This window comes from Glutamicibacter bergerei (assembly GCF_054495185.1).
On record NZ_CM137131.1, the window covers coordinates 47,941 to 73,305 of the forward strand.

Sequence of the window (25,365 nt, forward strand, 5' to 3'; positions counted from 1 at the left end):
GTTGAAGATTAAACAAAAACCGGCACTATGAACATCGTCACAATGCCGGTCCGTTGATCGGTTCAAAAGCTACGCATCAACCTGTGTCAGGTCGGTTCCGCGAAGTTTTGCCACGGTAGTCATCAGATGGAAAACGACCAGGGTAGCGATAGTACCCAGCGCGATACCGCCCATCTGGAACTGGCCAAAGACTAAGTCTTGGGTCACTGCGATCGCAATGATCAGGCCGGTGCCGGCGGTCATCAAGTTGATCGGGTTACCAAAATCAACCTTCGCCTCGATCCACAAGCGGGCACCAACGATACCGATCATGCCGTACAGCACGATCCCCAGTCCGCCGATGACTCCCACCGGAACGGTATTGATCAACGCGCCAAATTTCGGCAAGAAGGCCAACGCCATGGCCGCAATTGCGGCCACCCAATAAGCGGCGGTGGAATATACCCGCGAGGCAGCCATGACGCCGATGTTTTCCGCATAGGTAGTCGTCGCGGAACCGCCACCAACGCCTGCCACCACGGTGCCGATGCCGTCGGCCATCAAGGCGCGGCCGTTAAACTTCGATAAATCCTTGCCGGTCATCAGACCCACGGTGCGCACGTGACCGATGTTCTCCGCAATCAATACGAAGACCGCCGGTAGGAACATCAGTGCCACATTAAAGTCGAAACTCGGAGTGTGGAATGCGGGCAGGCCCAGCCAAGCTGCCTGACCTACCGGGGTGAAATCCACCTGGCCCTGAACCAACGCAATTAAGTACCCGATAACCAGGCCCACCAAAATAGACAAGCGGCCCAGCAAACCTTTAAACGCAACGGTGGACAGCACCACCGCGAGCACCGTCAAGAAGGTAGTGGCGGGGAAATCGCGCATCGGCGCGAGGGTAGCGCTAGCCAGGTTCAGGCCGATCAGCGCGACGATGGTACCCATGACCACCGGGGGCATGAGCGCATGAATCCAGCGAGTGCCGGTCTTGGCCACGATCAACCCGACGATAAACAGCGCTGCGCCGGTCATCACGATGCCGCCCAGCGCCGCAGAGAAATCGTCACCGACGGTAGAGGCAGTCACCGGGGCAATGAGCGCAAAAGAGGAACCCAAATAGCTGGGCACCTTATTCTTGGTCATCAGCAAGAAGATGATGGTCGCGACACCGGTAAACAGCAAGGTCGTAGTGACCGGGAAACCGGTCAACGTTGGCACCAGAATGCTAGCGCCAAACATCGCCAGAATGTGCTGGACTCCGATGGAAATGGTCTGCGGCCAATGCAGCCGCTCATCCGGGGCAACAACCTCACCTTCGGTGATGGTCTTCCCGTTGCCGTGAATGCTCCACTTCATGCGTTCCTCCAGAATTCGTAGCCCCGCGTTTAGGCCGTAGAGAAGTCTACGCCCTGGGCATGAGACTGCGCGAAGAATGACAGCTCATGTTCGGCCGAACGCCTGAACGCATCCCACATTCTGCTCCGGGTGGCCGGGTCGGCAAGCTGCCAGGCTTCGGTCACCATGTTGATCGCCTGCGCGGTGGCCTCATCAAATTCGACCGAACTATAGGTGGATAGCCAGCTCTCATAACGGTGACCGGGATGGTTTGCGGCGCTCAGCCGGTTGCCGATGTCCTGATAGATCCAATAACACGGCAGGATCGCGGCGATCAGTTCCGCATAGTTTCCCGCGCAGGAGCTCAGATGGTTGACGTAGTTCAGCGTGGTGTCGCTCGGTTCGGGAGATAAATTACGCAATTCACTGCGGTGCAGCTGCAATTCACCTTCCAAGATCCCCTGCGCGCCCTTAGCCCAGAACCGCTGCGCCTCGATCTGCGGGGCTAGCGTGCTGGCTTGCGTGAGCACCTGCGCGTAACGCTGCAGATAGAGGGCATCTTGGGCCAGATAATATTCGAATCTCTCGCGTTCCAAGGTTCCCGCGGAGAGCTCGATAATAAACTGCAGCTCATCGATGCCTTCTCGCAGCTGACCAATGTCTCGCCACCACTGGGCCATCGGGTCGCTGGACACTGGCGGCAGTAGCGCGGCGAAGTGATTCACCGGGCCGTGTCCACTGCCCACCTTGAGCTCATCGGCCGCGGCAATCGCCGCATGAAGGTAGTTTTTGGCTGCTCCCAGTGCGGCGGCCCAGTCGCCGAGCAGCGCATACTGTGTGGCCAGTGCGCTAGATAGCGTACAACCGGTACCGTGGGTGTTTTTTGTGGACAGCCGTTGACTATCAAAACTGGCGATCAACCCCTCGGGGCCAACCAGTGCATCGGGGCACCTGTCGCCGGGAAGATGCCCGCCTTTGGCCACCACCAGCACCGAGTATTTAGCAGCCAGACGTCCAGACTGTGCCACCAATTCTTCCCAGTTGCTGACCTGTTCCTCGCCGAGCAACGCGGCAAGTTCCGCGGTATTCGGGGTGAGCACATCTGCCCGGGTTAACAACGCGTCCAAGGTCGAATCAGTCTCCAGCAGCCGGTCCCCGCTCGTGGCGATCATTACCGGATCCAATACCACCGGAGCACTGAGCGTTTCTAACCAGGCAGCAACCGCCGCGACAATCTGCGAATTTGCCAGCATCCCGATCTTGACCGCATCGATGTGTACGTCCTGGGATACCGAGGTGAGTTGTTTAGCCACGAACTGCGCATCGATGGGCAGCACTGCGTCCACGCCGTGGGTATTTTGCGCGGTGAGTGCGGTAATCACACACATGCCGTATCCGCCATTGGCTCCGATGGTCTTCAGATCTGCTTGGATCCCCGCACCCCCGGATGGGTCGGACCCGGCGATGGAAAGAATGTTTGGACTCATTTGGCTGCCTCCCAAATACTGAGCAGTTCGGCGCTCGCCGAATGCGGATCCTCGGCGGAGCAGATGGCGCGCACTACGGCCATACCGGCTGCCGCGCCGGTTCGTAATGCTGGCGCATCGGCTGCGGTGAGCGAGCCGATTGCCACGCAGGGCAGTGTGGTCAGTGCTGCGGCTCGGGCAAAACCAGCTAAACCTAATGGGGTCGGATGGTCTTTTTTCGTGGGAGTAGCGCGAATCGCGCCGACCCCCAAATAATCTAGGTACTGCGCCTGGTCATTGGCGTGAGCAAGCTGTTCATCGGTGGAGGCACTCAGACCGATGATTCCCTCACCAATGATCTTCCGGGCGTAGGAAACCGGAATATCCTTCTGGCCGATGTGAATTCCTGTGACCGCGGCGCCGGCGGCGCGAGCTGCCAAAAACACGTCGATCCGATCGTTGACCAGTAATTCTGCCTTGCCGGCGGTGAGCCGTGCTGCGGCACAAGTCAGTTCGAAAAATTCGCGAGCACTTTCATCTTTGGCGCGTAACTGCACCCATTGAACTCCAGCGGCTACCGCTGACTCAATAACTTCTAGGGTGCTGCGTGGCTGGCAGCTTTGGGTGTTGGCCACGAGGTAAATTCCGAGATCACGCATGGTTTGCCTCCTGAAGGCGCAGATTGAGCAGTTCTTCCGGGGCGAATAATGAGAGTTCGTCGAGGAAAGCCGAGGCAAAACTTCCCGGACCGCGGCTGAGCGCCAACGCATTCTCGGCGGCCAGGCCATACATGCCGTGAGCTGCAATAGTTGCTTCAAACGGGTCATCGGTGATCGCCAGCATGCCGGCACACACCGCGCCCAGCGCGCACCCACCCCCGGTTATCCCGGTCAGGCCGATGCCATTGCTATGCACCAAGGTGGTGCGCGTGGCATCAATAATCGCGTCGGCTGCCCCAGAAATTGCCACCACGCTCCCGTAATTCTGGGCCAGTTCGCGTCCTGCGGAGATCGCTGCGGATACGGTGTCCTGCGCGTCTACTCCGCGCCCGGTGGACTGATACCCAGCCAGTGCGAGGATTTCTGAGGCATTGCCGCGGATTAGCGTGGGGTGTTGGGCAAGGATCTTTCGGGCGAACTCGGTGCGCACCGGCAAGGCGCCCACTGCCACAGGATCCAATACCCAAGGTGTTCCCGCTTTGGTCGCACCGCGCACCGCTTCGTCCATTGCGCGTAGTTGTTCGGTGCTCGGCGTGCCTAGATTCACCAATACCGCGGACGCTACGGCTGCGAAAGGACCGGCCTCTCCCGGAAGGTTTGTCATCGCCGGGGCCGCACCGGAAGCTAGTAGTACATTGGCGGTGAAATTTGTGACCACAGTGTTGGTCAGGCAAAACACCAAGGGTGATTGTTGCCGATACTTTTGGGCAACGGTCACTAGAGTCATGCGACATCCCTCCGCTAGTTTGAACTAGTTCAGGTTCGACGGGTCTCATCTCAGTCGGTGAATCCGACACCCCGTGTCACTGGGTCGAGCGTACTCAGGTTAGTGCTCGAACATCAAGTTCATCCCCGCGTCCGGCGTTGCACGAGCGCTTTGACCGTCAGTTCGTCGATGCCTTGTTCGCGGGCTAAGCGCCACACTTTATCCACCGCTTCAATCAGCTCATTGCTAATCTCTTCCGTAGCGGGCACGGAGTTAACCACGGTTCCGGCACGCCGGCGGGAGGTCACCAGCCCGGCAGCTTCAAGTTCTTTATAGGCACGTGCCACGGTCCCCGAAGCTACCCCTAAATCGGTTGCCAACGCGCGCACGGTGGGTAACTTACTGCCCGTAGGTAACTCGCCGAGCGAAATGAGGGAAGAAATTTGCGTGCGGATCTGCGCATAAGGTGGCAATGCAGCATTCAGATCCACAAAAATATGTTGGCTCATACCAGCTGACGTACCTTCGCCGCTGGCCGAGCCAGGAAGATGACCGCCGGGCAACAAAACACGATTACCGCAGCGGCCCACAGGTACGGGGCTGGCGCATAGCCCCAGCCCGGCATCATTATGATGGCAGCGGTCACGGTGCGCAGCGCTCGAAATTCCAGCACCCGACGGTACCAAATTTCTTGCTCAGCACTGACCTGCCAGGGTAGGGACACCCGTCGAGCCCACCAGATGTAGCCGGCGGTCAGCACAAGGACCGCGAGAACCATGAGCAGTGCAAAAGTCGGACCGACTTTGACCAGCCCCCAGAAATATTTTAATGGGGGGTTGATCAGTAGATAGCCACTGACGATGATCAAGATCCCGGCAAGTATATATACATAGCGTGGAAGGTTCCGGATATTCCGTGCCTGGTGGTGAACGGATTTGGAGCTGTGGTGCACATATCCCAAGTACCCGGCGTTTAACGCCAGGTACAGGGCGACAAAGCCGGCCAGTAGCAGCATCACCTGTGGGGCATCCTCCCCGGGGCGTGTGTCGAAGCTAATTTCGGCCTGCCTGGACCATGGCATCAGGGCCATCCCCACCAGGCTGAGTGCGGTGGTGATGAAGCCTAGGGAGAAGAGATTTTCGCGCATGCGCGAAAATGCGCTGCTCGGCACGGTGTCCGCATTCTTAACAAAGTTTGCGGGAGGTGCCCACGCGGCCACAAGAATGAAAATGAGCAACATCGCAAAATTTCCGACGTTCTGCCATATCCGATAATCATCTGCCTCGGGGTACAGGTTGAGTAACCAGGAAGACTTGTACTGCAGTGCCGCCACGCCCACGGTGGCGAAGCCAAGGATTGCGGTGCGTAAGAGTCGATTCAGCCAGACCGCACGGATTACCTGATTGTCGTGGGGAGTCAGCGATCCCAATGGTTTGCGGAACAGAATCAAGGCCGTGGCGATAAGCAGCGCAAGACCTAACGAAGCCAGGCTCAGAGAATATAACGGGATGAGTGTTGCGGCCTCAGCCAACCCTTCCTGAGCGCTTTGCAGAGTCCCGCCGCCGCCCGTGGAATCGAAGGTCTCCACGGCAAATTGTGCCGGATATCCTGCGACATCACGGATGAAGAATAGTGCGGTTGCGGAGCCAAAAAATACTAGCACTGCAATCAGGCTCAGCGCCCGGGGCAACGGGGTGAACACCGAGCGAGGTTCCAATGAGGCGGCACGCACGGCGGTGACCGACTTCGGCCACGAATAAAGTCCCAGCAGGTAGATCAGCAGTAACCAGAGGCCCGGGTTGATGGCGTCAATAACCTCCGCGACACCAATGTCCGTTCCTGTGACGGTATTTTTGAGATCTCCGGCCGAGCCAGAAGTGCAGACGAAGAAAGCGATCAGCGCGCACCAGAAGGAATGCGAGCGTGCTCGGGTGAGCGCCGGGCGATTGTCTTGCTGGGCTACTAAGCGTAGCCACAGGTAGATCAAGGCGGCACCGATTGCGATTCCGAATGTGGCGGAGGAGAGCTGATCCATAATTTCCTTCGTTGGCTGAAAACTAATGTAGCAACTACTTGATACAAACGGAAGGTCTTGGCAGCTAATGAAGTAGCATCAACCCATGGGTCTCTTCACCTCAAATCCTTTGCCCGATCCCGTCGGCGACTCCGCGCCACCGGTCGATGAACATCCCTCGCGAATCGCAGCGGTCTTAGAACATCTGCGTCATTCCGCGGACACACGCATCACTCACCCGCGGCGTTTTCGCGCCGGGCAGCTACGCGCCCTAGAAAAAATGCTGGCAGAACGTACCGGGGAGTTCGTTGATGCGCTAAATCAGGATCTGGGGAAGGGGGCCACGGAAGCAAAGTTCAGCGAGATTGACGTGGTCCGAGCGGAAATTGACCATGCCCAGAAGCACCTCGCAGAGTGGATGGATTCCACTAGCGTAAAGGTGCCGCTCGCACTGCAACCGGCCATCGCAAAGGTCGAGCCGCGCCCGTTAGGCGTAGTACTAATTATTGGGCCGTGGAACTATCCACTGCAGTTGATGCTCGCCCCGTTAGTTGCTGCCATCGCCGCTGGTAACGCCGCGCTACTGAAACCCTCCGAGCTCGCCCCGGTTACCTCCGGGGTGTTGGCCAAACTCCTACCGATGTATCTGGATTCCCGGGTTTATGCGGTAGTCGAGGGCGGTGTGGATACCGCCACGGAGCTCCTTGCAGCGCGCTGGGATCACATTTTTTACACCGGCGGAGAAAAGGTCGCCCGCATCGTGGCGCAGGCCGCGGCGACACATCTGACCCCCACCACGCTGGAGCTAGGTGGCAAGAGCCCAGCCGTGGTTGATAACCACCTCTTGCCAACCGCCAAGCGTCTGGCCTATGCGAAGTTCATGAATGCAGGCCAAACCTGTGTCGCTCCGGACTACGTGCTGTCCTTCGCAGATACCGATGCACTGATTAACCGTCTGGGCCAGGCAATCACCAGTTTTTACGGCAAGGATCCAATCAACCATCAGGATTTTGGGCGCATCATCAGCCGCAACCACTTTGACCGACTTGTGAGCATGCTTGACTCGGGCGATGTTTCCCACGGTGGTGACTACGACGAGCAAACGCTGCGCATCGCACCGACCATCATGCGCAACGTTGATCTGGACTCGCCGTTGATGACAGAAGAAATCTTCGGTCCCATTCTGCCGGTCATCGAGGTGTCCTCCTTCGATGAGGCGCTCGAATTTATCGCCGCGCGCCCTTCCCCGTTGGCTGCCTATCTGATGAGTGAGTCCCCGCGGCTGCAGTCAATCTTTTCCGATCGGGTGCGCGCGGGCGCCATCGTGCACAATGCGCCACTGGCTCAAATGGTTATTCCGTCATTGCCCTTTGGTGGGGTGGGCGCTAGCGGAATGGGCTCGTATCACGGCAAGTTTGGTTTCGATCGTCTTTCGCAAATTCGTTCTGAACTGAGCAAAACGACGGTCATTGACACTCTGAGCGCAATATATCCTCCATATACCTGGGCTAAGCGAAAGATTATCGATCGCTTACTGTAGCGCGGTTCATAGCTGTTGAGTCGTCCGAGGTGGAATGCTTGTTAAGGCCCAAAAACCTTAATTCAGGAGCATTCGCATGACCAAGCCCGCAGCCCCCACCGATGGCTTAAAGCGCGGTCTCAAAGCCCGCCATATGCAGATGATCGCCATTGGCGGGTCTATCGGCACCGGGCTCTTTGTAGCCTCCGGTGGCACTATCGCTCAAGCTGGACCCGGCGGATCGCTGCTGGCCTATGCGCTCATCGGCGCGATGGTGTTGCTCTTGATGCAATCACTGGGTGAAATGAGCGCACGGCTTCCGGTCTCCGGTTCCTTCCAGACCTACGCCTCGGTCTTCGTCAACCGCCACTTTGGCTTCGCGATCGGCTGGAACTACTGGTTCAACTGGGCCATTACCGTAGCCGCGGAGCTGGTGGCGGCAGGCATCATCATGTCTTACTGGCTGCCAGATGTTCCGGGATGGATCTGGGCGGGTGTCTTCTTGCTGCTACTCACCGGGCTGAACGCGCTGTCCACCAAGGCCTTCGGCGAAAGTGAATACTGGCTCGCGATGATCAAGGTCATCACCGTCATCGTCTTTCTGGCCTGCGGTATCGCGATGATCTTGGGCATTATGGGTGATAGCACCCCGGGCTTCAGCAACTGGTCAAACGGAGACGCGCCCTTCGTGGGCGGCTGGCTTTCGGTGGTATCGGTGTTCATGATCGCCGGCTTCTCCTTCCAGGGCACCGAGCTAGTTGGTGTGGCCGCAGGTGAAGCGGAGAATCCGCAGCGCGATATTCCCAAGGCCATCAAGGCGATCTTCTGGCGCATCATGCTCTTCTACGTGGGCGCAATCTTCATTATTGGCACGCTGCTTCCATACGCCGATCCGAGCCTGCTTTCCAGCGGGGAAGCTGACATTGCCAGCTCTCCGTTCACTATGGTCTTCGAGCGGGCGGGTATCGCCTTTGCTGCCGCGTTGATGAACGCGGTGATCCTGTCTGCGATTCTCTCGGCGGGCAACTCTGGGCTATATGCCTCAGCTCGCATGCTTTACTCGATGGCCCTTGATGGCAAGGCCCCGAAGATCTTTGCTCGCCTAAACCGTCGTGGTGTTCCGGTCCCCGCGATGTTATTGACTGCTTCGGTAGGACTTTTCGGGTTCCTCACCGCAATTATTGGCCAGGGCTCTGCCTATACTTGGTTGCTCAATGTCTCCGGACTCTCCGGGTTTATCGCCTGGGTGGGTATTGCGGTAAGTCATTACAAGTTCCGCAAGGCATACATAGCCAGTGGTCAGGACCTGGCAAAACTGCCCTATAAGGCACCACTATTCCCGTTGGGGCCTATCCTTGCTTTTGTCATCTTGATCGTGGTGATCGCCGGACAGAACTACGAGGCAGTCGTTCAAGGCCGCGTGCTAGAGGTGCTCTCCAGCTACATCGGTCTACCGCTCTTCCTGCTACTCTGGGCGGGCCACTGGTGGGTGACCCGCAAACAACCAGAGGTTAAGATCGATCCGTGGACCCTGCGCTAAGCGCAGCATTTACGATGACCTGCGCCTCGCGCAAAACCTGCGCGAGGTGCTCTGCAGAACGCGTGGACTCCGCATAAATCTTGTAGATATCTTCGGTTCCCGAGGGGCGTGCGGCAAACCAAGCGTGCTCGCTGGAGACCTTCAGCCCGCCGATGGCAAAACCCGAGGCCTCGGTGCGCTTTGTGGTGATCTGGTCCCCGGCGAGTTCGGTTGCCGTGACCGCTTGCGGGTTTAGCTTGCCCAGAACCGATTTCTGTTCACGGTTAGCCGGCGCGTCAAACCGGTCGTAGAAGCTTGCGCCATGCTCGGCTACTAGCTCGGCATGGCGCTGGCTTGGGCTTTGGCCCGTGACCGCACGAATCTCGCTGGCCAGGAGCGCCAACATCAGCCCGTCCTTGTCAGTGCTGAATGCCTGACCGGTGAAATCCAAGAAGCTGGCTCCAGCCGATTCCTCTCCGCAGAACGCCACCTTGCCTGAGGCCAGCGGTTCGACGAAGTATTTGAAACCTACTGGCACCTCGCGCAGTACACGGCTGTGTGCGGCAACTACCTTGTCGATCAGCACCGAGGAGACCAGCGTCTTGCCGATTTGTGCATCTGCGGGCCACTGAGGGCGGTGGGTCAGTAGGTAATCGATCGCTACCGCCAAAAAGTGGTTCGGGTTCATCAGCCCGGCATCCGGGGTGACAATACCGTGGCGGTCGGCATCCGCATCATTGCCCGTGGAGATGTCGAATTTGTCGCGGTTGGCTACCAGCGAAGCCATCGCATGTGCCGAGGAACAGTCCATCCGGATCTTGCCATCTTTATCTAAGGTCATGAATCCAAAGCGCGGATCCACCTGTTCGTTGACCACGGTCAAGTTCAACCCGTAGCGCCGGCCAATCTCGGCCCAGTAATGTACCGAGGCGCCACCTAGTGGATCGGCGCCAATCGAAATACCAGAATCGGCAATCGCTTTAAAGTCGATCACCGTGGCCAAATCGGTGATGTACAGTTCACGGAAATCAAAATCTTGGGCATGAGCGGTTCCGCGAAGAATTTCCCCGGTGACCATGAGTTCATTGGCGCGTGCTGCGATTGGTGCGGTGATTTCGGATTCTGCTGGACCGCCGTGTGGTGGGTTGTATTTGATACCACCGTCCGCCGGAGGGTTGTGCGAAGGCGTGATAATCAGCCCATCGGCTTGGTCTCCACCACCCGCATTGTGCACCAAGATGGCGTGGCTGACCGCAGGAGTTGGCGTCAGGCCTGAGTCGGCAAACACCGCTACATCATTGCCGGATAAGACCTCTAGGACGGTCCGGTAGGCCGGCTCGGATAGCGCATGGCTGTCCTTGCCCACGTACATTGGCCCGGTGATTCCCGCGCCCTTGCGGTAATCCACCACGGCTTGGGTAATGGCCGCGATATGAAGTTCGTTGAAGGTTCCGTTCAGCGAGCTGCCGCGGTGACCGGAGGTGCCGAAAATGACTGCCTGGTCTGGGTTGTCGGCCGCTGGGCGGATCGATGAGTAAGATTCAAGGACAGCATCTAGGTCGATGAGATCTGCTTCGCGGGCAGGTGTCCCGGCGCGTTCGTGGGCCATGTTCTCTCTTATCTTTGTGCTTCTGCCCGGGTTCATAGAATAATCAAAAGTGATGACTTACTACCCGAGCAATCCGTATCAGCAGCCACGTCAGCCAGTAGGGCTTTCGACGGCGTCGCTTGTGCTGGGCATCTTATCGATGCTCGGCCTATGTCTACTTATCTTAGTTCCCTTGGCCGGCGTTATTACCGGCCATATGGGGTATCGGCGCGAACCGACCGTCCGGGGGCTGAGTCTGGCGGGCTTGATTACCTCGTGGGTAGGGCTAGCTATTGGTGTCCTGTTCTATGCGTTTATCATCTGGGCCATCTGGTTTTCGGTTGGATATGCTGAAAACTTCGACTATTCCGGGCTCAACGATTTCGCGTAATCGTGTAGTTTTTCCTGACATTTGGGACTAACATAACGATTATCGTTAATAACGACTATCGTTAGGTTTGTGATGTCTGGCTTCTCCTTTGGAATAAGCGCCGTGCTTGTCATCGTGGTTTTGGCTTTAGTGCTTTACGCAGTCTTTGGCTCCGGACGAGTGCAGGCCGTCGTAGACTTCACGCGTCGCATCGCGATCGTTGCACTTGTGAGCGTTGGTTTCGCCATCATTGCTCAGGTGGTGTCGGCGCTGTCGGATCCGCAGGTGCAACTCGAAGTTCCTGTCGAGCCTTACTGGCCGGAATATCCGCACGTCACCGACGTCTCTCCAGATCATGGCGGGAATGTCACCGCGCAGATCAACGAGGTACTGATTACCAGCGGTTCGCTCAGCGCCGGAACCAGAGTTCTGCTCGCAACCGGTGCACTCTGCGAAGGTCTGGCGGTATGCGCGGTGATTCTCTCGGTGATCTTGTTATGCAACAAGTTGCGCGTAGGCAAACCCTTCACCGCGAGCCTGCGTAAAACCGCACGGGTCGTAGCGACAATACTTGGTTTCGGCACCACGTTGGGACAGATCCTCAATGGATTCGGCGCCAGCTTCGCCGGCGAGGAGTCGTTACATATCGATAGTTTTGTCAGCACCGCACAGAGTTTCGAGGCATCCTCTCCGTGGCCCGAACCCACCTTCGCGATTTACTTCGAATTTAATTCGCTGTTCATCGCCTTGGGGATCTTTGTGGTCGCCGAGCTGGTGACCGCCGGGCTGCGACTAACCGAGCAAAACAATCGACTCACGGCCGATACCGAGGGACTGGTCTAGCGATGGAGCACGTACATTGCAGGCTTGGGGATTTGTTGGCCGAACGTGACATGACCCTAGTGCACCTAAGCGAACTTGTTGATGTCTCGGTGGTCAATCTTTCGATCTTGAAAAATGACCGCGCAAAGGCAATCCGCTTTTCCACGTTGGTAGCCATATGCCAGGCGCTTGATTGCGAAATCGGCGAGCTACTAGTACTTAAATAAAAAAACAGGCCCCACCCGAGGGTGAAGCCTGCCTTTGAAGCTTTGAGCCCTTAGAGCACGGAGCCCATGAGCTTCTTCAAAGCCGGGGTAGCTGCAATCATTGCCAGACCCAGCACGATGGCGGTACCGCCCATCGCGATGAAGTAAGGGATTTCATTGCCTGCAACGTAGTAACCGGCCAACACGCCAGACAGCGTGGTGCCCAGCGATACGGACAGGAAGAACAGTGCGATCATCTGCGTACCGAAAGCCGCCGGAGCCAGCTTGGTGGCCACCGCCTGGCCGATCGGGGAAAGTAGCAACTCGGCGATGGTGCACAGCAACAAGATGCCAACTAGCGCCAACAGCGGTGTCATTTCCAGCGATTCGAGCGGAATGAAGCACAAGAATGCCGCACCCACGACTACCAAAGCCAAGCCGAACTTCACCGAGGTGCGCGGCTGGCGGTTGCCCAACTTGGTCCACAATCCTGCGAAAACACTGGCCAACAAGATAATGAAGACCGGGTTAATCGACTGGACCCAGCTGGCAGGCATTTCCCAGCCACCGAGGTGACGATCCAAACGGGTGTCGGAGTAGGCCGCGATGAAGGTGAACTGTTGCTGGAACAATGCCCAGAAGGCTGCCGAGCCGATGTAGAACGGGATAAAAGCCCAGACATGCTTCCGCTCGGTGGCATCAATTTTCTTGCTGCGCAAGATCAATACGAAGTACACCACCGAGGCGGCGATGACTACGTAGGCGATGGTGCTTGCAAGGTTTGCCGGGGTGACGATCTTCAGCGCGAAGACCAATACGATCAGAACCACGATGGCTGCGAAGATCCCGATGTAGCGTTTGCGTTCGCCGACAGGCAGTGGGTTTGCTATTAGTCCCGCGGTCTCCGGAAGATTTTTGCGACCCTTGGAGTAGATCAACAGGCCAATGGCCATACCTACGGCAGCGGCGCCGAAGCCCACATGGAAGCCGAACTGCTTGTGCAACAGGCCGGTCAGTAGCGGGCCGAGTAGACCGCCAACGTTCACGCCCATGTAGAACAGTGAGAAGCCCGCGTCAATGCGTGAGTCTTCCTTGGAGTACAGCGAACCGACCAAGGCCACTGCGTTGGCTTTCAGGCCACCGGAGCCGATGGCCACCAGGATCAGACCAATGGTGAGTCCAACGTAGCCCGGCAATAATGCCAGCGCGACGTGGCCGGCCATGATGCCGATCGCGGAGAAGAAGAGTACTCGTTCGGAACCGAAGAGTCGGTCCGAGAGCCAAGCGCCCAAAATGGTGGACAGGTATACGGCGCCGCCGTAGGCGCCGACCAGTGACAGTGCTAAGCCCTGATCCATCCCGAGGCCACCGGCGGTGACTTCGTAGTACATGTAATAGGCCAGTAGGGCCTGCATGCCGTAGAAGGAGAAACGCTCCCACATCTCGACACTAAAGAGGTTTGCGAGCGCGCGCGGGTGACCGAAGAAGGTTTTATCCGTGCCCGTGGTGCTCGAAGTAACAGTAGACATACGTTACATTTTTCGCGCTTTTAGGAGCAAGTGCCTACTTTAGCGATCTATTTCACATGTTTCATATACCGCTGGTATCGGCTAAATTCCCGGTTCACTTGCCCAATTGTTTGGCCAACGCCAAAAGCAGCCCCTCATCGGCACGTGGCGAAATGAGTTGCACGCTCATCGGCATCCCGGAGCTGGAATTGCTGATTGGAACGGTGATGGCGGCTACCGAAGAAACGTTCACCATCGAGGTGTAGGGGGTGTACTGACACTGTCGCATGTAATCGGTATCCGCATCCGAGTCAGTAAAGTAGCCGACCTCAGGTGGCGTCGAGGCCATTGCCGGAGTGAGGATCACGTCATGAGCGGACCATTGTCGCACAAAGTCTGCCGAAATTTGTTTGAGCCTAGCGGCCGCCTGCAGGCTGACCTCCATGCTGCGCGCTGCGGAGCGTTGCCGGAAATCCCTTGCCAAGTCACCGAGCAGCCCCTCGTCTTCGAGCTGAATATGGCGCAGCCCATTGCTCCACACCCGGAGAAAGGACTCGGGGTAGTCGCTGGCGTAGCGCAGATCCGCTGGCTCCACCCGGTGGCGCTCAGACAATAGCTGCTTGGCGCGCTCAAAAGCCTGCAGCGCAGCGGGCTGCAAGGAAATCGAATAGGCGCTTTCGAAAGGAGAATGCGTGCTGTAACCGATCCGCAACCCCTTGAGCCGCTCCGGATAGCTGCCACGCAGCAGTGGTAGGTAATGGTCGGAGCCGCGCATCGCGTCGAGCAACATCGCGGCGTCCAAGGAATCGTGGGCCAGCGGGCCGGAAACCGTCAATTTCGGCGCACCAAAGCTATCTAGGTAACCATCAACCACATCACTGGGGATCCGACCCAGGGAGGGCTTGAGTCCCACCAGGCCACAAGACGCGGCAGGTATGCGCACCGAACCGCCCCCATCGGATCCTGGCCCAACGGGAATCATCCCCGCGGCGATCGCCGCCGCCTGTCCACCCGAGGAACCCCCCGAGGTCAATCGTGGGTCAAGCGGGTTGCGCGACGGTGGGGCGACAAGGTTCTCTGAATAACTGCTCAAACCAAATTCCGGAACCTGCGTTTTGCCGGTAATCACCACACCTTCGGACCGTAAGCGTGCCACCAGCGGATGATCTGCTCGCGCCACATGATGCTTCATTGCCGCGGTCCCATAGGTGGTGGGCATGCCGGTGACCTCATTGAGGTCCTTGAATGCCGTGGGAAGACCATGTAAGCGCCCGATCTGCCCGCGCACCTGCCGCTCGTCTGCCGCAGCCGCGGCATCCATCGCATCGGGGGATACGTACACAAAGGCGCCCAGCGAGCTCAGCTCGTCGATGCGACGCAGATAGTGTTCGGTGACCTCGCGGCTAGAACGTTCTCCACTGGCCAGCTCATCACGCAATTTCAGGGCGCTTCTTGTCTTCATGTCGGCTTTCGAGGCGGGGAATGGATAGTCTTATAAGCAAACACCCAACCAGAGAGGAAAGCCAACCATGAGCAACTTTGAGACTGTTCAGGTCACCGACGTACCTAAGGACGCATTGATTCTTGACGTCCGTGAGGACTTCGAATGGGAAGCGGGCCGCGCGACCGGAGCCAAGCACATCGTGCTCGGTGAACTGCCTACCCGTGTCGAGGAACTGGACCCCGACGTTGATACCTACGTTATCTGCCGCACCGGTGGCCGTTCGGCACAGGCTGCCGCGTGGTTGACCGGCCTAGGCTATACCGCGTTTAATATCGCCGGTGGTTCCGATGCCTGGCTGGAAGCCAAGCTTCCGATGGATGCCGACAACGGTGCGGAACCTACCGTTCGATGAAATATGCCTATCTAGGCCCGGCGGGCACCTTCACCGAGGCGGCTTTGCTGCAGGTCCCCGGAGCCGGGGATTGTGAGCGGATTGCTGCCAGCAGCGTTAATAGCGCACTGGAGATGGTCCGCTTAGGACAGGCAGATGCCGCGATGGTCCCGATCGAAAACTCGGTAGAGGGCGGAGTCTCGGCCACATTGGATGCCATTGCTGCCGGGGAATCGTTACAGATTGTCGCCGAAGTGCTGGTCCCGATTAGTTTTGTGTTGGCGGTGCGCGAGGGAATTACTTCACTCGAACAGATCCGGGAGATTTCCACTCACGGACACGCTTGGGCACAGTGCCGGCATTGGGCGGAAACCAACATACCCGCTGCCAGCTTCACCCCGGCCTCATCCACTGCTTCCGGTGCGTTGGGTCTATTGGACCCAGAGACCCACCACGACGCCGCGATTTGCTCACCCTTGGTGGCGAAGGAGAAAAACCTCAAGGTGTTGGTGCGCGAGGTGGAAGATCACGCCGGGGCGGTAACTCGCTTTATCCTTGTCACCCGGCCCGGAGCCATTCCGGCGCCAAGCGGTGTGGATAAGTCAACGCTGATCCTGCCGTTGTCCGAGGACCGGCCCGGAGCGTTGATGGAATTTCTGGAGCAGTTCACCGCTCGTGCGGTGAACCTTTCACGGATTGAGTCACGCCCTACCGGCGCGGGGCTCGGGCACTACTTCTTCTCCGTAGACGTTGAAGGTCATATTGCTGAAGAACGTGTCTCCGCGGCGCTCGCCGGATTACACAGATTGTGCCCGGAACTGCGCTTCTTGGGATCTTACCCGGCGGCGCAGGGCACCCGCCCGTTCATCGATACGCACAATTCAGATAGTGCGTTTGTCGAATCCCGGGCGTGGGTGCAGTCGCTCAAATCGCGCCTCTAAGGGGTGCGAATACGCAACGCCGAAGGGCTGATGGTAACTTTCAGCTCGTTGACCTGACCTGTTGGGTCGCCGTCGATCTGTGTATTCATAGGTTCCGCGCAGCGCAATGAGACCTCGGTGGTTTGGTAGAAACTCATCACCGGGATCTTGTTGCGCGAGCGGAAAGCGGTCTTCAACAAGATCCAACCCCAGCCGGCCGCCGACCGCGGGGAGAGCACTACCGCATCGAGAATTCCGTCGTCGATCTTCGCGTCCGGGACAAAGTCCACGCCCTGCAACTTGCCACAGTTGGCGAAAAGCACGGAGCGAACCTTACGAGTCTGCCAGGCCTCATCGTCGGAAAGCTTAAATTCGACCTTTTTGCGTTGTCCGGGAAGCTGGCGCAACCCGGCCTCCGAATATGCCAACCAGCCCACCTTGGATTTCAACTCTTCATCGGTATCGTCAAAGAGGTCCGCGTCGGTGCCGACGCCGGCGATCACCAGGAACGCATGATCCGCCTTCGTGCCATCGAGCAGGTTCAGTTTCATATGGCCCACATCAATGCGTCGCACCATGCCCCGCACGGCGACTAACGCGGCGGTGTGCAAGTCATCAAGCGGCACCTCAATATTGCGCGCCAGCAGGTTGCCGGTGCCTAAGGGAAGCAGTCCCAGGGTGCAATCGGTGCCTTCGAGCACTTCTCCGACGGCGCGAATCGTGCCGTCGCCACCGGCCGCGATAATTGTGTCGCATCCGGCATCGATCGCCTTTTGAGCAGCTTCTTGGCCCGCGTTATCGGGGGTGGTTTCAAAAACCAGTGGCTCTTCCAGCCCCGCTTCTGCGCATACGTGTTTGACCGCGTCACGTGCCTTGTCGGCACCTGACTTGGACGGATTAATGACTAGTCCGACCTTCTTAGACTCGGATTGCTCCTTGATCGAAGGCTCTTTGCTGATCGGTTTGCTCGTGTGCGAAAGCTTACGCACGGAGTACCCAGTAACGCCCGCAAGCACTGCCGCGGCGCCGGCTACAGAAATTAAGATCACGCGGTTTGTCTGCATAGTGCTCTCATCGTACTCAAGATTGCTACGCTTAAGATGTGATCGACCTGAAAATGCTCACCGATAATCCGGAAATGTACCGCGCCTCGCAACGCGCGCGCGGTGCCGACGAAGCGCTAATCGACCAGCTTATTGAGGCTGATTCGGCGCGTCGCGAGACCATAAGCACCTACGAGCGCCTGCGCGCGGAGCAGAATGCCTTCTCCAAGAAGGTTGGCGCCGCTAAGGGCGAGGAACGTGCAGCACTGCTGGCGGAGGTCAAGGAACTGGCGGCTTCCGTGAAGGCTGCCCAAGCAGCTTCCGACGAAGCGGCTGCTAAGTGCACCTCGTTGCAGCGCTCCATCCCGAACCTGATCGCCGATGGCATCCCGTCCGGCGGTGAAGACGACTTCGCGCTGGTGAAGACCGTCGGCACCCCGCGCGACTTTGCCGCCGAGGGTTTTGAACCGCTGGACCACCTGCAGATCGCCGAGAAACTCGGCGCGATCGACATGGAACGCGGCGCAAAGGTCTCCGGTTCACGCTTTTACTTCCTCAAGGGCATCGGTGCCCGCCTGGAAATAGCGATGATGAACATGGCGCTGGATCTTGCGGTCGAGCGTGGCTTCATTCCGATGATCACTCCGACATTGGTCCGACCAGAAACTATGCAGGGCACCGGTTTCGACGTTGAACACGACGACGAGATCTACAAGCTGGAGCGCGACGACCTTTACCTGGTCGGCACCTCCGAGGTGGCGTTGGCCGGTTACCACGCCAACGAGATCATGGACCTAACTGATGGCCCGATCCGCTATGCCGGGTGGTCCTCCTGCTACCGCCGTGAGGCTGGCTCCGCGGGTAAGGATACTCGGGGCATTATTCGCGTGCACCAGTTCAACAAGCTCGAAATGTTCATCTACACCACGGTCGAAGAGGCCGCCGGAGAACACGAACGCTTGCTGGCTATGGAAGAAGAAATGCTTGGACGCATGGAACTTCCTTACCGGGTCATCGATACCGCCGCGGGTGACCTCGGCATGAGTGCCGCACGCAAGTTCGACTGCGAGGCTTGGGTGCCAACACAGGAAACCTTCCGCGAACTGACCTCGACCTCGAACTGCACGACCTTCCAGTCGCGTCGACTTAACATTCGTGAACGTGAAGTTGTTGACGGCAAGCCGGGCAAAACGCGCGCGGTAGCTACCTTGAACGGAACGCTTGCCACCACCCGCTGGATCGTTGCGATTCTGGAAAACCACCAGAACGCGGACGGCACGGTCAACGTGCCCAAGGCGCTGCAGCCTTATCTTGGTGGACTCAAAATCATGAAGTAAAGCGAACGTCGACCGGCCCCACAAGGGCCGGTCGATTTTCTTTTAACCAGCCGTTCACCTGCCGTTGTGCTGTGGCTCATCGTAATATTTACGTAGCAGTGGTTCACTGGAACTATGACAATTTTGACTAAGGCCGGCAACGACGACCGGCTAGATGACGAAAAGTTGATGATTTGCCTAGATGTTGACGGGACGATCGTCAATCATCAGGGACTGATGAGTGCACGTGTGCGTGAAGTTGCCCGCGCGGTAGTGAAGGCCGGGCATGAGGTAGTGATTTCTACTGGCCGCTCGCTCGGTGCGGCTGTGCCGCTGATGACCGAACTAGGTATCGACCACGGTTATGTGGTGGCAAGTAACGGTGGCGTGCTGGCCCGAATGCGCGGCGAAGATATTGAGATTTTGCATCGTGAAGTTTTTGATCCCTCGTTGGCCCTAGCTGCCTTGATGCGTCAGCTTCCTAATGCTAAATATGCAGTGGAAAATGAACGCGGCGAGTTCCTCTCCAGTGATGTATTCACCGATGCGAGCTTTGGCGCCACCTCCAAGGTTGTCGAATTTGACGAGTTACTGCGTAGCAAGGCGGTGCGTGTGGTGGTCTTCTCCACCGATGCCACCGCCGAAGACTTTGGTCAAGCAGTGCATGGGCTGGGGCTTTCTGGGGTGACCTACTCAGTGGGTTGGACCGCATGGTTGGATATTGCTGCCGAAGGTATTACCAAGGCCAGCGGACTGGAGCGTTTGCGCACCGAATTAGAGTTCGAATCGGCGCAGACCCTTGCCGTGGGTGATGGACGAAACGATATTGAGATGTTGCAGTGGGCCGGGCGTGGTGTCGCCATGGGCCAAGCTCCTGAAGAGGTCAAGGTTGTTGCTGATGAGGTGACTGCTTCGGTGGATGAGGACGGTCTGGCGATCGTCCTAGAAGGACTCTTGCAGGGCTAACCAGGGCCCTGGGCTGTTTGAATCTTGCTGGGTATGCAGTCTGCGCTTCACGCCGCGTATCCATTGTGAATCACAGATCAACTGCGGAAATGGTTGATGTGCGTATCCCGTTGCCGGTGGTGCGGTGGAGCGATAGGTCATCGACGAGCCGGGGTTCACACGCATAGTGTGAGGTCCTTTGAGCGCCACGATTTCAATCCAACCCGGACTTTCCTTGGCCTTATTGCACGATGAACATCGACCATCTGCATTGTCTACATCTGTGGGTCCGCCCAAATGATGCTGCAATACGTGGTCAATTTCTGTGATCTTGCCATCGCAAAATGGGGTACGGCAATGCCGGTCGCGAATTTTTACGAAGCGGCGAAGCTTTTCCGGGAAGATGCGAGCCTTGGAGTCCATGGCGACTAATTCTTTATCGCCGGGTGCCGTATAGAGCCGAATCAGATCGGGTAGCGTCTCCAGCCGATCCAAGTGTTCGTCGGCCTGACCAGCTTCCATTTGGGCGAAACTTAGCTCGTTTGCGATAGGGGTTCCGGCTATGAGCTCCCGCGCGTACTGCGGCGGAACGTATCCATAACCTTCCATATAAGCTGGTTCCCGGTCGCCGAGGAATAGCGTTTTGTCGGTCATGATCAGGCCAACATGCAACTGTATCGGTAGTTTTTCCGGACGACCTGCGAGTAGGTAAGTGCATAGAAGGTCCGCTTTGATCTGGTCCCTAGTGCGGGGATCTCCCAGTTGCTTCAAGCGGTAAGATTCCTGCTGCAGGTGCATCTGTAACGCTGTGCCGGAGACAACGGGCAGGCTACCGTTGATGAGAACGCAGTCTTTGCCCCTTTTGAGGTGAACGTAGCGCTTGGAATCTTGCTGTTTCATTTGTAGACATTGCTCATCGGAGGCGAAGTCTAAGGTGAAACGCTTTACGGTTTCGCCAATCTGCTTTGGCCCCTGAGATTCGAACATCTCCGGGTTGTCCCGGAAAATAGCATCGAATTCGGCGCGACGTTCGGCTTTGACTTTTTGCAGTGGCGTGAGGATCGCCAATATTTGCTGCTCGGTGAATTCACCTTGTGCAAACTGCTGTTGGAGGTAAGGAGTGTCTTCAGCCAAGATTCGACAGTTGACCAAGTAGTTTCGAAATCCGTTGGGTGCCTGATGCCGGGCTAATGCCACGGCGCTTGCTGCGCCGCGGGTGAGGTCGTTGCAGGAGGTTCCAAGGTACTCGTTCTCGCGCACGATTTCTTTTTCGGCCTGATAGCTTTCCGCTGCTTGTTTGCTACGAAGGCGAGCGATTTCCTTTTCGTAGTTCGCAATTTTCTGGAAATGTTTTGCGGCCGCACGCTGCGCGTTGCTTTGAGTTGGCTCGCGTCGCGTTGAAGTTACCAGGTCATCTGCGACCTGGTAAAACTCTGCTTGGGGCGGGCGATGTCTTGGCGCCATTGCTTCGGACATACCTCTATTATACGCCTCTTGTTCGAAAATGTCTTCGAATTTTTGAGGCTTTAAGGCTGGTCGGCTAGCTCCAGCAGTCGTGCGATTCCGCCACGGGCGTCGATCTCATCGTGATATCCGGAGCGTACGATGGCGGCCGAGACCGCTTGGGGAGTGACGTCTAGAACCTGCGCAATGGCCTTCTGCTGGCCGCGCACCCCGGGGGTCAGCAGATCCACTACGGCCCATTCGGCGGCGCTACGCGTGCGCACGGACTGGCCGAGCAGGCGCAGTAAGCCTTCGAGCTCAAGATCGAGGTCTGGATCCCCGCAGGACACGGAGATGGGTACGCGCTCTCCGCGGTGTGTAGCCGCTTCTAAGGCACCCAGAGCACGGCGTTGCGCCCTGCCCTCGACCAGGTCTGCCTGCGCCGGTACGGGCTCGTAGAGCGTGCCTACGCCGAGCCCGATGTGGCAGAAGTTGAGCCTGGCGCACCGCATGATCGCATCGATGGCGCCGTGAGCATCGTGCGGGACTCCGAGCAGTAACTGACCGCTGAGTGCCATAAATGGCGCGTGGGTGTGCACCTGATCTAGCTGGTCCCACAAAAGTTCGGCGGCCGCCTGCACGTCGGTGACGGAGCGCGGCTTCGGGCTGAGCGCGAGGACAAACATGGTTTAAGTATTGCCCGAGGTACTCGTTTTGTCTTGCAATCTCGCAACATACCGTGTTCTCTTTCGCGCACAAGGCATCGGGCATATATTGAGAACTGTCTGCTGAAAGGGAAGTGCATGGAAACCGCGCGGAAGGTCCTGGCCGAACTCGATACCGAACTTGAATGGATTCACGAAACGTATCGACAGCTGCATCGGCATCCGGAACTCAGTCTGCAAGAAACCAGGACCGGCGCGCTGGTGGCCGGCAAGCTCGAAGAATTTGGCTACCAGGTGCAGCGCATAGGCGGTACCGGGGTGGTTGGCGTGTTGGGCAATGGTCCCGGGCGCACCGTGCTGGCCCGCGCGGACATGGACGGACTGCCGGTAACTGAGGCCACCGGGCTGGACTACAGCTCGCAAAATGATGCGGTGATGCACGCCTGCGGGCATGACGTGCATGTGGCTGCGCTGCTCGGCGCGGCAAAACTGATGGCCGATCACCGCGCCGAATGGTCCGGAACATATATAGCGCTCTTCCAGCCGGCCGAGGAAACCGCGCAGGGCTCGGCGGCGATGATTGCCGACTCACTGGCCCAGAAGATCCCCGCACCCGACGTCGCTTTTGCGCAGCATGTGATGCAGCTGCCGGCCGGGGAGCTGCAAACGGTCACCGGCCCGGTGCTTTCGGCCGGAGACTCGATCCGCATTACCGTGCATGGCGCCGGCTCCCATGGGTCGACGCCGCAGTTGTCGGTGGACCCGGTGGTGCTGGCCGCCTCGATCGTGATGCGCTTGCAGGCGGTGGTCTCCCGCGAGGTGGCTCCGGGAGATTTTGCGGTGCTGACCATTGGTTCGCTGCAGGCGGGCACGAAGTCCAATATCATCGCCGACCGGGCCACGCTGCTGCTGAACTTGCGCACCTATGACAACGCGGTGCGCGACACGCTGATCAACGCGGTCCAAAGGATCGTGCGCGGAGAATGCGCGGCCGCCGGGTCGCCGAAGGAACCCGAGTTCGAATACTATGACCAGTTCCCGCTGACCACCAACGATCCCGCGGTGACCAAACAGGTCAGCGAGGCGTTTAAAAACTACTTCGGGCAGGTGGGCACCGCCAGCCGGCAAAGCGCGTCGGAGGATTTCAGCAGAATCCCGGATGCCTTCGGGATTCCGTATACCTTCTGGCTGCTGGGCGGAGGGACCACGGTGGGAAACCACTCGCCGCTGTTCGCCCCGGTACTTGAACCGACCCTGTCCCGCGGCGTGCAGGCGATGGTGCTCGCCGCGCTGAGCGAACTGGAGCAAGCGTGAGCAACGCCCAAACCTCTGCCGCCTGGAAGCCGAACGACAAGTGGCTGATCGGCATCGTGCTGGCGGTGATCAACTTCTGGCTCTTCGCCCAGACGCTGCTCAACGTGATCCCGGGCATCCAGGGGGAGCTGGGCATCGAGCGCACCATCGGCAACCTGGCGGTGTCGATCACCTCGCTGTTCTCCGGGATCTTCATCGTCGTTGCCGGCGGGCTGGCGGACCGGCTGGGCCGGGTGAAGCTGATGTACGCGGGCATCTACCTGTCCATTCTCGGTTCGCTGCTCATTGCGCTGACTCCGGAGAACCTGGGCGGGCTGACCAGCGCGCTGCTGCTGGGCGGACGCATCGTCCAGGGGCTGTCCGCGGCGTGCATCATGCCCTCGACGATGGCATTGGTGAAAACCTACTATGCGGGCAAGGAGCGGCAGCGGGCGCTGTCCTTCTGGTCCATCGGTTCCTGGGGCGGCTCGGGATTCTGCGCACTCTTTGGCGGTCTGATGGCCACCTCGGTTTTCGGCTGGCGTTCAATCTTCTGGATTTCGATCGTGCTTTCGATCCTGGCGCTCTTCCTGCTGCGCGGCACGCCGGAATCCAAAGCCGAATCCGCTGGCCCGGCCGCCCGGTTCGACTTCGGCGGGCTGGCCGCGTTCATTATCGCGCTGGTGGCGATCAATGTGTACATCTCCCAGGGGCCGAGCCTTGGATGGCTGTCGCTAACCGGTGTGGGGCTGGTGGCCATCTCCGTAGTTTCCGCGCTGGCATTCTTCTCGATCGAGTCGCGCAAAGAGCATGCGTTCTTGGACCTGAGGCTCTTTGGCAACATGTCATTTACCGGGGCGACCCTTTCCAACTTCCTGCTCAACGGGGCCGCCGGCACGCTGATCGTGGCCCTGGGACTGGTGCAGGTGGCCGCCGGGCTCAGCTCGCTGCAATCCGGGCTGCTGACTCTGGGCTACCTGATCTCGGTCATCGCCACGATCCGTGTGGGTGAGAAATTGCTGCAGCGCTTCGGCCCGCGCCGCCCGATGATCTGGGGCAGCGCCATCGCGGGACTGGGCATCTTGCTGACCTCGATGACCTTCGTGCTGGTCGAACAGTACATCGTGCTCGCGGTGATCGGCTTTACGCTCTTTGGCGTGGGGCTGGGATTCTATGCGACCCCGTCCACCGACGCGGCGCTGTCCAGCGTGCCGGACAACCAGGCAGGGGCCGCCGCCGGCATCTACAAGATGGCCTCCTCGCTGGGCAATGCCATCGGTGTGGCGGTCTCCGCCGCGTTGTATGTCGCCGCGCAGGCGGCAAACCCGGACATGATTCGTTCGTGGGGGTTGTTCATCGGCAACCAAGAGAATGTTGGTTTGCGCTTCGGCGGGGCGGTGGGTGTGCTGTTCAACCTGCTGATGGTGGTGATCGCGATCATTTCGATTATGGTCACCGTGCCACGCGAAAAGCAGAAAACAGGAAACGAGGTTCCGGCAACACCATCGATCGGTGCTTAGGCGGCCAGCTTGATGATGGTGAAGCGAAAGAAGAATTGCGTGGAGGGGCCGATCAGCAGTGCGTAGGCCACGGTGCCCAAACCTACTGGACCGCCCAGCAGCCAGCCGATGCCCAGCACCAGCAGTTCGATGCTGGTGCGCACCAGCCGGATGCTCAGCCCGGTGCGCAGGTGCAGCCCGGTCATCAGCCCGTCGCGCGGGCCGGCGCCGAAGTGGCTGCCGATGTACATGGCGCCGCCCAGGCCATTGATCAAGATCGCCGCGATGAGGCACAGAATTTGCCAGCCCAGCCCGGAAAACTCGGGCAGGACCAGCAGGAAAACGTCCAGCGCCACACCGATGACAAAGACGTTGGCGATGGTGCCGACCCCGGGCCACTGCTTCATCGGAATCCAGGTCAGCAGCATGATGATTCCGACGATGACCACGATGGTGCCCAGCGACAGCGGCAGATGGTGCGACAAGCCCAGGTGGAACACGTTCCACGGGTCTACACCTAGATTTGCGCGCACCATCAACGCCATCGCCAACGCGAAGAGCAGCAGCCCGATGAACAAACTTGCTAAACGCAGCGGGACTCGGCCGGCGGCAAACTGCTGGCGCGGGGACAGGTTGGTCAGGCTCATGG

General features: G+C 58.5%; 24 protein-coding genes and 1 riboswitch. Of the genes, 11 read left to right on the top strand and 13 right to left on the bottom strand.

Annotated features, from left to right (window positions below):
* Positions 1 to 69 precede the first annotated feature (69 nt).
* The 6 genes from ACX5K5_RS00245 to ACX5K5_RS00270 form a co-directional block, all read right to left on the bottom strand.
* Positions 70 to 1,341: a uracil-xanthine permease family protein gene (locus ACX5K5_RS00245; RefSeq protein ID WP_188683944.1), complete on the bottom strand. Its 1,272-nt coding sequence runs from the start codon at positions 1,339 to 1,341 to the stop codon at positions 70 to 72.
* A gap of 29 nt (positions 1,342 to 1,370) precedes the next feature.
* Entirely contained in the window at positions 1,371 to 2,807 is a 1,437-nt protein-coding gene (thiD, locus tag ACX5K5_RS00250; RefSeq protein WP_346059981.1) for a bifunctional hydroxymethylpyrimidine kinase/phosphomethylpyrimidine kinase, read from the bottom strand.
* Positions 2,804 to 3,445, bottom strand: a complete 642-nt coding sequence (gene thiE / locus ACX5K5_RS00255; RefSeq protein WP_188683948.1) for a thiamine phosphate synthase — start codon at positions 3,443 to 3,445, stop codon at positions 2,804 to 2,806. Before thiE ends, thiD begins: the two co-directional genes overlap by 4 nt.
* Complete coding sequence (gene thiM / locus ACX5K5_RS00260; RefSeq protein WP_188683949.1) at positions 3,438 to 4,232, bottom strand: hydroxyethylthiazole kinase; 795 nt, start codon at positions 4,230 to 4,232, stop codon at positions 3,438 to 3,440. The genes thiE and thiM overlap by 8 nt, the downstream gene beginning before the upstream one ends.
* Positions 4,222 to 4,316: riboswitch (TPP riboswitch) on the bottom strand. Its footprint overlaps the gene before it by 11 nt.
* A gap of 35 nt (positions 4,317 to 4,351) precedes the next feature.
* Positions 4,352 to 4,720 carry a GntR family transcriptional regulator gene (locus ACX5K5_RS00265; protein WP_096257268.1) on the bottom strand — a complete coding sequence of 123 codons (369 nt, stop codon included), beginning with the start codon at positions 4,718 to 4,720 and terminating at the stop codon, positions 4,352 to 4,354.
* Positions 4,717 to 6,246, bottom strand: a complete 1,530-nt coding sequence (locus ACX5K5_RS00270) for a hypothetical protein (protein WP_188683951.1) — start codon at positions 6,244 to 6,246, stop codon at positions 4,717 to 4,719. Before ACX5K5_RS00270 ends, ACX5K5_RS00265 begins: the two co-directional genes overlap by 4 nt.
* Positions 6,247 to 6,331: 85 nt before the next feature.
* Between ACX5K5_RS00270 and ACX5K5_RS00275 the strand changes: the two genes are divergently transcribed.
* Both ACX5K5_RS00275 and ACX5K5_RS00280 read left to right on the top strand, forming a co-directional pair.
* Positions 6,332 to 7,765: an aldehyde dehydrogenase family protein gene (locus ACX5K5_RS00275; RefSeq protein WP_459174851.1), complete on the top strand. Its 1,434-nt coding sequence runs from the start codon at positions 6,332 to 6,334 to the stop codon at positions 7,763 to 7,765.
* Between the two features lie 76 nt (positions 7,766 to 7,841).
* Positions 7,842 to 9,284, top strand: a complete 1,443-nt coding sequence (locus ACX5K5_RS00280; RefSeq protein ID WP_096257274.1) for an amino acid permease — start codon at positions 7,842 to 7,844, stop codon at positions 9,282 to 9,284.
* Here ACX5K5_RS00280 and pgm read toward each other — a convergent pair.
* A complete protein-coding gene (pgm, locus tag ACX5K5_RS00285; RefSeq protein ID WP_188683955.1) occupies positions 9,256 to 10,872 on the bottom strand; it encodes a phosphoglucomutase (alpha-D-glucose-1,6-bisphosphate-dependent) in 1,617 nt (538 codons plus the stop codon). The genes ACX5K5_RS00280 and pgm overlap by 29 nt on opposite strands.
* 52 nt (positions 10,873 to 10,924) lie before the next feature.
* Between pgm and ACX5K5_RS00290 the strand changes: the two genes are divergently transcribed.
* From ACX5K5_RS00290 to ACX5K5_RS00300, 3 genes are all read left to right on the top strand, one after another.
* A complete protein-coding gene (locus ACX5K5_RS00290) occupies positions 10,925 to 11,242 on the top strand; it encodes a DUF4190 domain-containing protein (protein ID WP_096257277.1) in 318 nt (105 codons plus the stop codon).
* A 72-nt stretch (positions 11,243 to 11,314) separates the two neighbouring features.
* Positions 11,315 to 12,064, top strand: coding sequence for a hypothetical protein (locus tag ACX5K5_RS00295; RefSeq protein ID WP_141392976.1), 750 nt, complete (start codon positions 11,315 to 11,317; stop codon positions 12,062 to 12,064).
* Between the two features lie 2 nt (positions 12,065 to 12,066).
* On the top strand, positions 12,067 to 12,270 hold the full coding sequence (locus ACX5K5_RS00300; RefSeq protein ID WP_096257281.1) for a helix-turn-helix domain-containing protein: 204 nt from the start codon (positions 12,067 to 12,069) through the stop codon (positions 12,268 to 12,270).
* Positions 12,271 to 12,320: 50 nt separating this feature from the next.
* Here ACX5K5_RS00300 and ACX5K5_RS00305 read toward each other — a convergent pair whose 3' ends face one another.
* Together ACX5K5_RS00305 and ACX5K5_RS00310 are read right to left on the bottom strand one after the other, a co-directional pair.
* Positions 12,321 to 13,778 carry a peptide MFS transporter gene (locus ACX5K5_RS00305; RefSeq protein ID WP_188683957.1) on the bottom strand — a complete coding sequence of 486 codons (1,458 nt, stop codon included), beginning with the start codon at positions 13,776 to 13,778 and terminating at the stop codon, positions 12,321 to 12,323.
* 94 nt (positions 13,779 to 13,872) lie between these two features.
* Entirely contained in the window at positions 13,873 to 15,219 is a 1,347-nt protein-coding gene (locus ACX5K5_RS00310; RefSeq protein ID WP_096257285.1) for an amidase, read from the bottom strand.
* 67 nt (positions 15,220 to 15,286) lie between these two features.
* Here ACX5K5_RS00310 and ACX5K5_RS00315 point away from each other — a divergent pair, with 67 nt between their 5' ends.
* Together ACX5K5_RS00315 and pheA are read left to right on the top strand one after the other, a co-directional pair.
* Positions 15,287 to 15,613 (top strand): rhodanese-like domain-containing protein, encoded by a 327-nt coding sequence (locus ACX5K5_RS00315; RefSeq protein ID WP_096257286.1) that lies wholly within the window; start codon positions 15,287 to 15,289, stop codon positions 15,611 to 15,613.
* Positions 15,610 to 16,533: a prephenate dehydratase gene (gene pheA / locus ACX5K5_RS00320; RefSeq protein ID WP_096257288.1), complete on the top strand. Its 924-nt coding sequence runs from the start codon at positions 15,610 to 15,612 to the stop codon at positions 16,531 to 16,533. The genes ACX5K5_RS00315 and pheA overlap by 4 nt, the downstream gene beginning before the upstream one ends.
* On the opposite strand, the gene ACX5K5_RS00325 is transcribed toward pheA, so the two are convergent.
* Positions 16,530 to 17,576 (bottom strand): diacylglycerol/lipid kinase family protein, encoded by a 1,047-nt coding sequence (locus tag ACX5K5_RS00325; protein WP_188683959.1) that lies wholly within the window; start codon positions 17,574 to 17,576, stop codon positions 16,530 to 16,532. The two genes, pheA and ACX5K5_RS00325, sit on opposite strands and share 4 nt — an antisense overlap.
* A 38-nt stretch (positions 17,577 to 17,614) precedes the next feature.
* On the opposite strand from ACX5K5_RS00325, the gene serS reads away from it, so the two are divergent.
* Positions 17,615 to 18,892: a serine--tRNA ligase gene (serS, locus tag ACX5K5_RS00330; RefSeq protein WP_188683961.1), complete on the top strand. Its 1,278-nt coding sequence runs from the start codon at positions 17,615 to 17,617 to the stop codon at positions 18,890 to 18,892.
* Between the two features lie 114 nt (positions 18,893 to 19,006).
* The gene (locus ACX5K5_RS00335; RefSeq protein ID WP_459174852.1) at positions 19,007 to 19,837 is read left to right on the top strand and encodes an HAD family hydrolase; all 831 of its coding nucleotides are present in this window, start codon (positions 19,007 to 19,009) and stop codon (positions 19,835 to 19,837) included.
* Here ACX5K5_RS00335 and ACX5K5_RS00340 read toward each other — a convergent pair.
* Together ACX5K5_RS00340 and ACX5K5_RS00345 are read right to left on the bottom strand one after the other, a co-directional pair.
* On the bottom strand, positions 19,814 to 21,292 hold the full coding sequence (locus ACX5K5_RS00340) for an HNH endonuclease family protein (protein WP_459174853.1): 1,479 nt from the start codon (positions 21,290 to 21,292) through the stop codon (positions 19,814 to 19,816). The genes ACX5K5_RS00335 and ACX5K5_RS00340 overlap by 24 nt on opposite strands.
* Positions 21,293 to 21,342: 50 nt before the next feature.
* Complete coding sequence (locus ACX5K5_RS00345) at positions 21,343 to 21,945, bottom strand: hypothetical protein (protein WP_188683967.1); 603 nt, start codon at positions 21,943 to 21,945, stop codon at positions 21,343 to 21,345.
* Positions 21,946 to 22,062: 117 nt separating this feature from the next.
* On the opposite strand from ACX5K5_RS00345, the gene ACX5K5_RS00350 reads away from it, so the two are divergent.
* Together ACX5K5_RS00350 and ACX5K5_RS00355 are read left to right on the top strand one after the other, a co-directional pair.
* Positions 22,063 to 23,238 (top strand): amidohydrolase, encoded by a 1,176-nt coding sequence (locus ACX5K5_RS00350; protein WP_459174854.1) that lies wholly within the window; start codon positions 22,063 to 22,065, stop codon positions 23,236 to 23,238.
* Entirely contained in the window at positions 23,235 to 24,737 is a 1,503-nt protein-coding gene (locus ACX5K5_RS00355) for an MFS transporter (protein ID WP_443450101.1), read from the top strand. Before ACX5K5_RS00350 ends, ACX5K5_RS00355 begins: the two co-directional genes overlap by 4 nt.
* Here ACX5K5_RS00355 and yczE read toward each other — a convergent pair.
* Positions 24,734 to 25,363 carry a membrane protein YczE gene (gene yczE / locus ACX5K5_RS00360; protein WP_443450100.1) on the bottom strand — a complete coding sequence of 210 codons (630 nt, stop codon included), beginning with the start codon at positions 25,361 to 25,363 and terminating at the stop codon, positions 24,734 to 24,736. The two genes, ACX5K5_RS00355 and yczE, sit on opposite strands and share 4 nt — an antisense overlap.
* Positions 25,364 to 25,365 lie beyond the last annotated feature (2 nt).

Excerpts from the sequence above, each read along its gene's own strand:
- ACX5K5_RS00245 (WP_188683944.1), bottom strand. The coding sequence starts at position 1,341 with ATGAAGTGGAGCATTCACGGCAACGGGAAGACCATCACCGAAGGTGAG.
- thiD (WP_346059981.1), bottom strand. The coding sequence starts at position 2,807 with ATGAGTCCAAACATTCTTTCCATCGCCGGGTCCGACCCATCCGGGGGT.
- thiE (WP_188683948.1), bottom strand. The coding sequence starts at position 3,445 with ATGCGTGATCTCGGAATTTACCTCGTGGCCAACACCCAAAGCTGCCAG.
- thiM (WP_188683949.1), bottom strand. The coding sequence starts at position 4,232 with ATGACTCTAGTGACCGTTGCCCAAAAGTATCGGCAACAATCACCCTTG.
- ACX5K5_RS00265 (WP_096257268.1), bottom strand. The coding sequence starts at position 4,720 with ATGAGCCAACATATTTTTGTGGATCTGAATGCTGCATTGCCACCTTAT.
- ACX5K5_RS00270 (WP_188683951.1), bottom strand. The coding sequence starts at position 6,246 with ATGGATCAGCTCTCCTCCGCCACATTCGGAATCGCAATCGGTGCCGCC.
- ACX5K5_RS00275 (WP_459174851.1), top strand. The coding sequence starts at position 6,332 with ATGGGTCTCTTCACCTCAAATCCTTTGCCCGATCCCGTCGGCGACTCC.
- ACX5K5_RS00280 (WP_096257274.1), top strand. The coding sequence starts at position 7,842 with ATGACCAAGCCCGCAGCCCCCACCGATGGCTTAAAGCGCGGTCTCAAA.
- pgm (WP_188683955.1), bottom strand. The coding sequence starts at position 10,872 with ATGGCCCACGAACGCGCCGGGACACCTGCCCGCGAAGCAGATCTCATC.
- ACX5K5_RS00290 (WP_096257277.1), top strand. The coding sequence starts at position 10,925 with ATGACTTACTACCCGAGCAATCCGTATCAGCAGCCACGTCAGCCAGTA.
- ACX5K5_RS00295 (WP_141392976.1), top strand. The coding sequence starts at position 11,315 with ATGTCTGGCTTCTCCTTTGGAATAAGCGCCGTGCTTGTCATCGTGGTT.
- ACX5K5_RS00300 (WP_096257281.1), top strand. The coding sequence starts at position 12,067 with ATGGAGCACGTACATTGCAGGCTTGGGGATTTGTTGGCCGAACGTGAC.
- ACX5K5_RS00305 (WP_188683957.1), bottom strand. The coding sequence starts at position 13,778 with ATGTCTACTGTTACTTCGAGCACCACGGGCACGGATAAAACCTTCTTC.
- ACX5K5_RS00310 (WP_096257285.1), bottom strand. The coding sequence starts at position 15,219 with ATGAAGACAAGAAGCGCCCTGAAATTGCGTGATGAGCTGGCCAGTGGA.
- ACX5K5_RS00315 (WP_096257286.1), top strand. The coding sequence starts at position 15,287 with ATGAGCAACTTTGAGACTGTTCAGGTCACCGACGTACCTAAGGACGCA.
- pheA (WP_096257288.1), top strand. The coding sequence starts at position 15,610 with ATGAAATATGCCTATCTAGGCCCGGCGGGCACCTTCACCGAGGCGGCT.
- ACX5K5_RS00325 (WP_188683959.1), bottom strand. The coding sequence starts at position 17,576 with ATGCAGACAAACCGCGTGATCTTAATTTCTGTAGCCGGCGCCGCGGCA.
- ACX5K5_RS00335 (WP_459174852.1), top strand. The coding sequence starts at position 19,007 with ATGACAATTTTGACTAAGGCCGGCAACGACGACCGGCTAGATGACGAA.
- ACX5K5_RS00340 (WP_459174853.1), bottom strand. The coding sequence starts at position 21,292 with ATGTCCGAAGCAATGGCGCCAAGACATCGCCCGCCCCAAGCAGAGTTT.
- ACX5K5_RS00345 (WP_188683967.1), bottom strand. The coding sequence starts at position 21,945 with ATGTTTGTCCTCGCGCTCAGCCCGAAGCCGCGCTCCGTCACCGACGTG.
- ACX5K5_RS00350 (WP_459174854.1), top strand. The coding sequence starts at position 22,063 with ATGGAAACCGCGCGGAAGGTCCTGGCCGAACTCGATACCGAACTTGAA.
- yczE (WP_443450100.1), bottom strand. The coding sequence starts at position 25,363 with ATGAGCCTGACCAACCTGTCCCCGCGCCAGCAGTTTGCCGCCGGCCGA.